The sequence below is a fragment of the Pseudomonas brassicae genome (genome assembly GCF_010671725.1).
Lineage (GTDB): Bacteria > Pseudomonadota > Gammaproteobacteria > Pseudomonadales > Pseudomonadaceae > Aquipseudomonas > Aquipseudomonas brassicae.
Window position 1 is genome coordinate 1 of the sequence record NZ_JAAHBU010000328.1, and the last position, 10,494, is coordinate 10,494.

Here is a 10,494-nt window from a genome sequence, read left to right on the forward strand (position 1 = left end):
ATTACCACTGCCCCTTGTGGGAGCTGGCTTGCCAGCGAAGAGGCCCTTGAGCCTTACACGGTGTGCAGGTACCAGTTGTACTCAAGGTCGGAGATGGAGTGTTCGAACTCCTCCAGCTCGCTTTCCTTGCAGGCCACGAAGATATCGATGTACTTCGGATCGATGTACTTGGCCATGATCTCGCTGTCGTCCAGCTCGCGCAGCGCATCGCGCAAGTTGTTCGGCAGGCTCTGCTCGTTCTGCTCGTAGAGTTGCCAACCATCGCCGGCCTGGCTCGACCTGGTTGGTCAGGCCGTGGTGCACGCCTGCCAGCACCGCTGCCAGCAGCAGGTACGGGTTGGCGTCGGCGCCCGCCACGCGGTGTTCCAGGCGCACGGCGTCCGGCGTGCCAGTTGGTACGCGCAAGGCCACGGTACGGTTGTCCAGGCCCCAGGTCGGGGAGTTGGGCACGTAGAACTGGGCACCAAAACGGCGGTACGAGTTGACGTTCGGGCACAGGAACGCCATCGACGCCGGCAGGGTCTCGAGCACACCGCCGATCGCGTGACGCAATGCGGCGTTCTGCTCGGGATCCTCGCTGGTGAAGATGTTCTTGCCATCCTTGTCCAGCACCGAAATATGCACGTGCAGACCATTGCCCGCCTGGCCAGGGTACGGCTTGGCCATGAAGGTGGTGTCCATCTCATGGTCGTAGGCGATGTTCTTGATCAGGCGCTTGAGCAGTACCGCGTAGTCGCACGCCTTCAGCGGGTCGGCGACGTGGTGCAGGTTCACTTCGAACTGCGCCGGGGCACTTTCCTTGACGATCGCGTCGGCCGGGATGCCTTGTTCCTTGGCGCCTTCGAGGATGTCCTGCAGGCAGTCGACGTATTCGTCGAGGTCGTCGATCAGGTACACCTGGGTCGAGATCGGACGCTTGCCCGAGATCGGCGAGCGCGGCGGCTGCGGACGGCCGTTCACGTTCTCCTGGTCGATCAGGTAGAACTCCAGCTCGAAGGCGGCGCAGATGGTCAGGCCCAGCTCGTCGAACTTGCTCACGACCTGGCGCAGCACTTCACGCGGGTCGGCGAAGAACGGCTCGCCTTCAAGTTCGTGCATGGTCATCAGCAGTTGCGCGGTCGGGCGCTTCTGCCAAGGCTCGTTGCAGAGGGTATCGGGGATCGGATAGCAGATGCGGTCGGCATCGCCGATGTCCAGGCCAAGGCCCGTGCTTTCGACGGTCGAACCGTTGATGTCCAGGGCGAAGAGGGAGGCCGGCAGGTTGATGCCTTTCTCGTAAACCTTGTGCAGGCTCGTGCGTTCGATGCGCTTGCCACGCACCACACCATTCATATCTGCAATCAGAAGGTCAACGTAGAGAACCTCAGGATGTTCCTTAAGGAACGCGTTCGCTTCGTTAAGCTGAACGGCACGCGGGGGTACCGACATGATGCAACACCTTTGTTGTTAAAAATATCAATCAATGGGGGCTTGCAGGTTCAGTCAACGCGAAAGCCTTGCCGAAGTCAAGCCAGCCCCATCATGCCCTAAAACGGCGCTCAAGCGGCATTTTTGCTGCAATTGAGGGCGTCAGCAAGGCCTGCTTTGGTAGCGCAGCGGCGATCTTGAGCGGGGCGTGTTCTATTTTTTACGGGGGTGTTGTGTAAAAAAATGAACAGCGCTAAGCTCGGTCGCAACCCATAACAGCAATAATACCGGGGGTTACATGTCTCGCCTGCCGACAACTGGCGTCACCGGCCGCACCGCGCGGATCGGTCTGCACGCCTGCCACACCGAGCGCAAACGCGGCCCGGTGGTGTGCCGCAACCTGGCCGCAATAATTGACGGCCTTGGCCATCTGCCCGGGAGCGCACCCTCATTTGTCATCGACTGCCATCACTATAGCGGGCTCCTCGCCCTTGCGGGCAACACCCGTGACGGCGGCCCTGTGCCAGGTGCTTTGCTTTAGCGTCGTGCGGCATCCAGAATGATCAGGACGGCCCAGCTTGGGCGTCCTGACGACAGTCCAGACATTTGCCTCCTGAGGTATTTATGAGTAACAACCTCGACCAGCTCACCGATTGGTTGAAAGAGCACAAGATCACCGAAGTCGAGTGTCTGATCAGCGACCTCACCGGGATCACGCGTGGCAAGATCTCCCCGACCAACAAGTTCATCGCCGAGAAGGGCATGCGCCTGCCCGAAAGCGTGCTGCTGCAGACCGTGACCGGCGATTATGTCGACGATGACATCTATTACGAGCTGCTCGACCCGGCAGACATCGACATGATCTGCCGTCCCGACGAGAACGCGGTGTTCCTCGTGCCGTGGGCCGTCGAGCCGACCGCCCAGGTGATCCACGACACCTACGACAAGCAGGGCAACCCGGTCGAGCTGTCGCCGCGCAACGTGCTCAAGAAAGTGCTCAAACTGTATGCCGAGAAGGGCTGGCAGCCGATCGTGGCGCCGGAGATGGAGTTCTACCTGACCAAGCGCTGCGAAGACCCGGACTTCCCGCTGCAGCCGCCGATTGGCCGCTCCGGGCGCCCGGAAACCGGCCGCCAGTCGTTCTCCATCGAAGCCGCCAACGAATTCGACCCGCTGTTCGAAGACGTCTATGACTGGTGCGAGCTGCAGAACCTGGACCTCGACACGCTGATCCACGAAGACGGCACCGCGCAGATGGAGATCAACTTCCGTCATGGCAACGCGCTGTCGCTGGCCGACCAGATCCTGGTGTTCAAGCGCACCATGCGCGAGGCCGCGCTCAAGCACAACGTGGCCGCCACCTTCATGGCCAAGCCGATGACCGGCGAGCCGGGCAGTGCGATGCACCTGCACCAGAGCATCATCGACGTGCACACCGGCAAGAACATCTTCTCCAACGAAGACGGCAGCATGAGCCAGCTGTTCCTGAACCACGTGGGCGGCCTGCAGAAGTTCATTCCGTCGGTGTTGCCGCTGTTCGCGCCCAACGTCAACTCGTTCCGCCGCTTCCTGCCCGACACCTCGGCGCCGGTGAACGTGGAGTGGGGCGAAGAGAACCGCACCGTGGGCCTGCGCGTACCGGATGCCGGCCCGCAGAACCGCCGCGTCGAGAACCGCCTGCCGGGCGCCGATGCCAACCCGTACCTGGCCATCGCCGCGAGCCTGCTGTGTGGCTACATCGGCATGGTCGAGGGCATCAACCCGAGCGCCCCGGTCAAGGGCCGTGGCTACGAGCGTCGCAACCTGCGCCTGCCGCTGACCATCGAGGATGCGCTGGAGCGCATGGAAAACTGCAGCGCACTGGAGCCCTACCTGGGCAAGAAATTCATTGCCGGCTACGTCGCGACCAAACGCGCCGAGCATGAAAACTTCAAGCGCGTGATCAGCTCCTGGGAACGCGAGTTCCTGCTGTTCGCGGTCTGATAAACCCGGGGCCGCAGGAGCGCGGCCGTCAGTCATCGGAGAAGCACATGAGCGTCAACAACCCGCAAACCCGCGAGTGGCAAGCCCTGAGTCGTGATCATCACCTGGCCCCGTTCAGTGACTACAAGCAGCTGAAGGAAAAAGGCCCGCGCATCATCACCAAGGCCAAGGGCGTGCACCTGTGGGACAGCGAGGGCAACAAGATCCTCGACGGCATGGCCGGGCTGTGGTGCGTGGCGATCGGCTACGGGCGTGACGAACTGGCCGAGGCTGCGGCCGCGCAGATGCGCGAACTGCCGTACTACAACCTGTTCTTCCAGACCGCGCACCCGCCGGCACTGGAGCTGGCCAAGGCGATTGCCGAGGTGGCCCCGGCCGGCATGAGCCATGTGTTCTTCACCGGCTCGGGCTCGGAGGGCAACGACACCGTGCTGCGCCTGGTGCGTCACTACTGGGCGCTCAAAGGCAAGAAGCAGAAGAAGGTCATCATTGGCCGGGTCAACGGCTACCACGGTTCGACCGTGGCCGGCGCCAGCCTGGGCGGCATGTCGGGCATGCACGAGCAGGGCGACCTGCCGATTCCGGGCATCGTGCACATCCCGCAGCCGTACTGGTTCGGCGAGGGTGGCGACATGACCCCGGACGCGTTCGGCATCTGGGCGGCCGAGCAACTGGAGAAGAAGATTCTCGAGGTTGGCGAAGACAACGTCGCGGCCTTTATTGCCGAGCCGATCCAGGGCGCCGGCGGCGTGATCATCCCGCCTGACAGCTACTGGCCGAAGGTGAAGGAAATCCTGGCCAGGTACGACATCCTGTTCGTGGCCGACGAAGTGATCTGTGGCTTCGGGCGCACCGGTCAGTGGTTCGGCGCCGATTACTACGACCTCAAGCCTGACCTGATGACCATCGCCAAGGGCCTGACCTCCGGCTACATCCCCATGGGTGGCGTGATCGTGCGCGACGAGGTGGCGGCGGTGGTCAGCGAGGGCGGCGACTTCAACCACGGCTTCACCTATTCCGGCCACCCGGTGGCGGCCGCGGTGGGCCTGGAAAACCTGCGGATTCTGCGCGATGAAAAGATCATCGAGCGGGTTCACACGGAAACGGCACCCTATTTGCAGAAACGTCTGCGCGAGCTAAACGATCACCCGTTGGTGGGCGAGGTACGCGGCCTGGGCATGCTCGGCGCGATCGAGCTGGTCAAGGACAAGGCAACCCGTAGCCGTTACGAAGGCAAGGGCGTGGGCATGATCTGCCGCCAGTTCTGCTTCGACAACGGGCTGATCATGCGCGCCGTGGGCGACACCATGATCATTGCACCGCCGCTGGTAATCAGCCGTGAAGAGATCGACGAACTGCTGGAAAAGGCGCGCAAATGCCTGGACCTGACGCTCGAAGCACTGCAGTAACCAGGTGCTAGGCTGAGCGTGGGGGCGTGGCAATCCGGGCGGCGCTCTGGTTGAAAGAGCGCCACGGATCTTGCCAGACTAGCGACTGTTTCAGTCGCCCAGCGCTTGCACCGCACGAGTCGGTCGCTGAACAGACGGTTTCATATAAAAATTCTGGAGCATTACGCATGAAAAAAATGGGCAAGACGCTGTTGGCCGCTACCCTCGCCGGGGTGATGGCAGGTGCTGTTCAGGCGGATGACAAGGTGCTGCACGTCTATAACTGGTCCGACTACATTGCCCCGGACACCGTGGCCAAGTTCGAGAAGCAGTCGGGCATCAAGGTGGTCTACGACGTGTTCGACAGCAACGAAACCCTGGAAGCCAAGCTGCTGGCTGGCAAGTCGGGCTACGACGTGGTGGTGCCGTCGAACAACTTCCTGGCCAAGCAGATCAAGGCCGCGTCTACCAGGAACTGGACAAGTCCAAGCTGCCCAACTGGAAGAACCTCGACAGCGACCTGCTCAAGGCCGTTGGCGACGCCAGCGACCAGGGCAACCAGCACGCCTTCCCGTACATGTGGGGCAGCATCGGCATCGGCTACAACCCCGAGAAGGTCAAGGCCGCGCTGGGCGTCGACAAGATCGACTCGTGGGATGTGGTGTTCAAGCCGGAAAACATCGCCAAGCTCAAGAGCTGCGGCGTGAGCTTCCTCGACGCGCCGACCGAAATGATTCCGGCAGCCCTGCACTACCTGGGCAAGCCGACCAACAGCAAGGACAAGGCAGACCTGAAGGCCGCCGAAGAGCTGTTCCTGAGCATCCGCCCATCGGTGGCGTACTTCCATTCCTCCAAGTACATCTCGGACCTGGCCAACGGCAACATCTGCGTGGCCGTGGGTTACTCGGGTGACCTGGAGCAATCCAAGGCCCGTGCCCACGAAGCGGGTGACAAGGTCAAGCTGGCCTACAGTATTCCGAAGGAAGGTGCCGGTACGTTCTACGACATGGTCGCGATTCCCAAGGACGCCACCAACGTCGATGCCGCCTACCAGTTCATGAACTTCCTGATGCAGCCGGAAATCATGGCCGAGATCACCAACGCGGTGCGCTTCCCGAACGGCAACAAGGCAGCGACTGCGCTGGTGGACAAGGACATTTCCGGTGATCCGAGCATCTACCCGTCGGATGCGGTGAAGGCCAAGCTGTACGCCATCAGTGACCTGGACGCACCTACTCTGCGCCTGATCACCCGCAGCTGGACCAAGATCAAATCTGGCAAATAAATCCGGTTTTTCCCGTCAGGCACTGAAAAACAGTGCCTGAACGGGGCTTCAAGGCAAATTCTTTTTGCCGGATGGGTGTATCGAAGGTAAGTTGCGCGCCGGTTTGCCGGTACCGCAGGTGTTTCTGCCGTACGACTTGGGCACTTTTGTAGAGGACCTCCCACTTGTCTACTTCACTCTTTCGCAAGGCCGTCATGGCTGGAGCGGGTCTGACGCTGGCGTTCAGCGTCCAAGCGGCGCCCACGGTGCACATTTACAACTGGTCGGACTACATCGGCCAGACCACCCTCGCGGACTTCGAGAAGGCCACCGGGATCAAGCCGGTGCAAGACGTCTTCGATTCCAACGAAACCCTGGAAGGCAAGCTGCTGGCCGGTCGCACCGGCTATGACGTGGTGGTGCCGTCCAACCATTTCCTGGGCAAGCAGATCAAGGCGGGCGCATTCCAGAAGCTCGACAAGGCGCTGCTGCCCAATTATTCGAACCTCGACCCGGCGCTGATGCAGCGTCTGGAAAAGAACGACCCGGGCAACCAGTACGCGGTCCCCTACCTGTGGGGCACCAATGGCATCGGCTACAACGTCGAGAAGGTCAAGGCCGCGCTGGGTGTCGACACGATCGATTCGTGGGCCGTGCTGTTCGAGCCTGAAAACATCAAGAAGCTCTCTGCGTGCGGTGTCGCGTTCCTCGACTCGGCGGACGAGATGCTGCCGGCGGTGCTCAACTACATGGGGCGCGACCCCAACAGCACCAACCCCAAGGACTACGCCGACGCCGAGCAGAAGCTGCTGGCGGTGCGTCCTTACATCACCTACTTCCACTCCTCCAAGTACATCTCGGACCTGGCCAACGGCGACATCTGCGTAGCCGCAGGGTTTTCCGGCGACATCTTCCAGGCCAAGTCGCGTGCCGAAGAGGCCGGCAAGGGCGTGGCGCTCAAGTACGTGATCCCCAAGGAAGGCGGCAACCTCTGGTTCGACATGCTGGCGATCCCCAAGGACTCGACCCACCTCAAAGAGGCCCATGCATTCATCAACTATCTGCTCAAGCCTGAGGTCATTGCCCAGGTCAGCGATTACGTCGGCTACGCCAACCCGAACCCCAAGGCTGGCGAACTCATGGACCAGAGCGTGCGAACCGACGCAGCGGTTTACCCACCGCAAGAGGTGCTGGACAAGCTGTACGTCAATTCCGAGTTACCGCCCAAGATACAACGTTTGATGACCCGCAGCTGGACCAAGGTCAAGTCGGGCAAGTAACAATCCAGGGCTCGTCACGGCAGGGGCGGGCACCAAAATCTTGTTGGGAGTTTCACACATGGCAGTTGCCTCCGGTGCCTATAAGAAAGCCCTCGAGGGCGATCAGCAACCCAAGACGGTGCTGGTCAAGATCGACCGGGTTACAAAGAAGTTCGACGAAACCGTAGCCGTGGACGATGTGTCCCTGGAGATCAAGAAGGGCGAGATCTTTGCGCTGCTCGGTGGCTCCGGTTCGGGCAAATCGACCTTGCTGCGCATGCTTGCCGGCTTCGAGCGGCCTACCGAAGGGCGCATTTTCCTGGACGGTGTGGACATTACCGACATGCCGCCCTACGAGCGGCCGATCAACATGATGTTCCAGTCGTATGCCTTGTTCCCGCACATGAGTGTGGCGGACAACATTGCCTTCGGTCTCAAGCAGGACAAGATGACCAAGCAGGAGATCGAGGCGCGTGTCGGTGAGATGCTCAAGCTGGTGCATATGACCCAGTACGCCAAGCGCAAGCCGCACCAGCTTTCGGGCGGCCAGCGTCAGCGCGTGGCCCTGGCCCGCTCGCTGGCCAAGCGCCCCAAGCTGCTGCTGCTCGACGAACCGATGGGGGCGCTGGACAAGAAGCTGCGCTCGCAGATGCAACTGGAACTGGTGCAGATCATCGAACGCGTCGGTGTGACCTGCGTGATGGTCACCCACGACCAGGAAGAGGCCATGACCATGGCCCAGCGCATCGCCATCATGCACCTGGGCTGGATCGCCCAGATCGGTAGCCCGATCGACGTCTATGAAACCCCCACCAGCCGCCTGGTGTGCGAGTTCATCGGCAACGTCAACCTGTTCGACGGTGAAGTGGTGGACGACGCCGAAGGCCACGCGCTGATTTCCAGCCCCGAACTGGAGCGCAAGATCTACGTCGGCCATGGCGTGACCACCTCGGTGGAAGACAAGCGCATCACCTATGCACTGCGCCCCGAAAAGCTGCTGGTAACCACCGAGCAGCCGAGCTTCGAGTTCAACTGGTCGCGTGGCAAGGTGCACGACATCGCCTACCTGGGTGGTCATTCGGTGTTCTACGTCGAGTTGCCGAGCGGCAAGATCGTGCAGTCGTTCGTGGCCAACGCCGAGCGTCAGGGCACCCGTCCGACCTGGGACGATGAAGTCTTCGTGTGGTGGGAAGACGACAGCGGCGTGGTCCTGCGGTCATGAAGATCCGCAAGCTCAAGCGAGCGATCAACCGGTTGATACCCGAGGGCCGCCATCTGGTGATTGGCGTCCCGTTCCTGTGGCTGTTCCTGTTCTTCATGCTGCCGTTCTTCATCGTGCTGAAGATCAGCTTTGCCGAAGCCGACGTGGCGATCCCGCCGTACACCGAGATCTACACCTACCTCGAAGGCAAGGTGCAGTTGGTGCTGAACCTGGCCAACTACGGCCTGCTGAGCGAAGACGAGCTGTATATCTCGGCGTATCTGGGCTCGTTGAAGATGGCCCTGATCAGTACCGTGCTGTGCTTGCTGATCGGTTTTCCGATGGCGTACTCCATCGCCAATGCGCGCAAGGAAATGCAGACCGTATTGCTGCTGCTGATCATGATGCCGACCTGGACGGCGATCCTGATCCGGGTGTACGCCTGGATGGGCATCCTCAGCAACAACGGGTTGCTCAACGCCTTCCTGATGTGGCTGGGGCTGATCGATCAGCCGCTGCAGATCCTCAACACCAACCTGGCGGTGTACATCGGTGTGGTCTATTCGTACCTGCCGTTCATGATCCTGCCGCTCTACGCGAACCTGGTCAAACATGACCAGAGCCTGCTGGAGGCCGCATCGGACCTGGGTTCGAGTACCTTCAACAGCTTCTGGAAGATCACCGTGCCGCTGGCCAAGAACGGCATCGTCGCCGGCTGCATGCTGGTGTTCATCCCGGTGGTGGGCGAGTTCGTCATCCCCGAGCTGCTGGGCGGCCCGGAAACCTTGATGATCGGTAAAGTGCTGTGGCAGGAATTCTTCAACAACCGCGACTGGCCGGTGGCGTCGGCCCTGGCGGTAGTGATGCTGGCGATCCTGATCGTGCCGATCCTGCTGTTCAACCGCAGTCAGGCCAAAGAGATGGAGGGCAGGGCATGAAGCGTTTCAGTTTCTCCAAACTGATGTTGGTGCTGGGCTTGCTGTTCATCTACCTGCCCATGCTGATCCTGGTGATCTACTCGTTCAACGCCTCCAAGCTGGTGACGGTGTGGGGCGGCTGGTCGGTGAAGTGGTACGTCGGCCTGCTCGACAACACCCAGCTGATGGGGTCGGTGATGCGCTCGCTGGAGATCGCCTGCTACACCGCGATTGCCGCCGTGGCGCTGGGTACCCTGGCGGCTTTCGTGCTGACCCGGGTGACCCGCTTCAAGGGCCGCACGCTGTTCGGTGGCCTGGTCACCGCGCCGCTGGTGATGCCCGAGGTGATCACCGGCCTGTCGCTGTTGCTGCTGTTCGTGGCCATGGCGCAGATGATCGGCTGGCCGCAGGAGCGTGGTCTTGTCACCATCTGGATCGCCCACACCACGTTCTGCGCGGCGTATGTGGCGGTGGTGGTGTCGGCGCGCCTGCGCGAGCTGGACCTGTCCATCGAAGAGGCCGCCATGGACCTGGGGGCGCGGCCGTGGAAGGTGTTCTTCCTGATCACCATCCCGATGATCGCGCCGTCGCTGGCGGCGGGCGGCATGATGTCGTTCGCGCTGTCGCTGGATGACCTGGTGCTGGCCAGCTTCGTGTCGGGGCCGGGTTCGACCACCTTGCCGATGGAAGTGTTCTCGGCGGTGCGCCTGGGCGTGAAGCCGGAGATCAACGCGGTGGCCAGCCTGATCCTGCTCAGCGTGTCGCTGGTGACCTTCATGGTGTGGTACTTCAGCCGTCGTGCCGAAGAGCGCCGCAAACGTGCGATCCAGCAGGCCATCGAAGAAAGCGCGGCCGATTCGTGGAAGCAGCCGGACGTGCGTCGCGCTACCGCCGCGCAGGTCTCGGCCTGATCTGACGGCCCCTTCGCTGGCAAGCCAGCTCCCACAGGTAAGTCACTGTCCTTGAGAGAGGGGTGCCATCGCCTGTGGGAGCTGGCTTTGCCAGTGAAGGGGGTCAAGGCCCCAGTAAAGGCAGGGTAAAGTGCCTGTCTCATGAGCACTGATAACCCTGTGGG

General features: G+C 61.5%; 6 protein-coding genes and 2 pseudogenes. 7 read left to right on the plus strand and 1 reads right to left on the minus strand.

What is annotated here, in order from left to right; all coding sequences use genetic code 11:
* Positions 1–53: 53 nt before the first annotated feature.
* Positions 54–1,428, minus strand: a pseudogene (locus G3436_RS20595) (glutamine synthetase family protein).
* Positions 1,429–2,031: 603 nt separating this feature from the next.
* Between G3436_RS20595 and G3436_RS20600 the strand changes: the two are divergent.
* The 7 genes and pseudogenes from G3436_RS20600 to G3436_RS20630 all read left to right on the plus strand — a co-directional run bounded on the left by G3436_RS20600 (position 2,032) and on the right by G3436_RS20630 (position 10,330).
* Positions 2,032–3,390 (plus strand): glutamine synthetase family protein, encoded by a 1,359-nt coding sequence (locus G3436_RS20600; RefSeq protein ID WP_163948784.1) that lies wholly within the window; start codon positions 2,032–2,034, stop codon positions 3,388–3,390.
* A 47-nt stretch (positions 3,391–3,437) separates the two neighbouring features.
* Positions 3,438–4,799 (plus strand): aspartate aminotransferase family protein, encoded by a 1,362-nt coding sequence (locus G3436_RS20605; RefSeq protein ID WP_163948787.1) that lies wholly within the window; start codon positions 3,438–3,440, stop codon positions 4,797–4,799.
* Between the two features lie 167 nt (positions 4,800–4,966).
* Positions 4,967–6,063: pseudogene (locus tag G3436_RS20610) on the plus strand (polyamine ABC transporter substrate-binding protein).
* Between the two features lie 164 nt (positions 6,064–6,227).
* Complete coding sequence (locus G3436_RS20615) at positions 6,228–7,322, plus strand: polyamine ABC transporter substrate-binding protein (protein WP_163948790.1); 1,095 nt, start codon at positions 6,228–6,230, stop codon at positions 7,320–7,322.
* Between the two features lie 58 nt (positions 7,323–7,380).
* Entirely contained in the window at positions 7,381–8,523 is a 1,143-nt protein-coding gene (gene potA / locus G3436_RS20620; RefSeq protein WP_163948793.1) for a polyamine ABC transporter ATP-binding protein, read from the plus strand.
* Positions 8,524–8,558: 35 nt separating this feature from the next.
* Positions 8,559–9,440: an ABC transporter permease subunit gene (locus G3436_RS20625; protein WP_338001298.1), complete on the plus strand. Its 882-nt coding sequence runs from the start codon at positions 8,559–8,561 to the stop codon at positions 9,438–9,440.
* Complete coding sequence (locus tag G3436_RS20630) at positions 9,437–10,330, plus strand: ABC transporter permease subunit (RefSeq protein ID WP_163948798.1); 894 nt, start codon at positions 9,437–9,439, stop codon at positions 10,328–10,330. Before G3436_RS20625 ends, G3436_RS20630 begins: the two co-directional genes overlap by 4 nt.
* Positions 10,331–10,494: the final 164 nt, after the last annotated feature.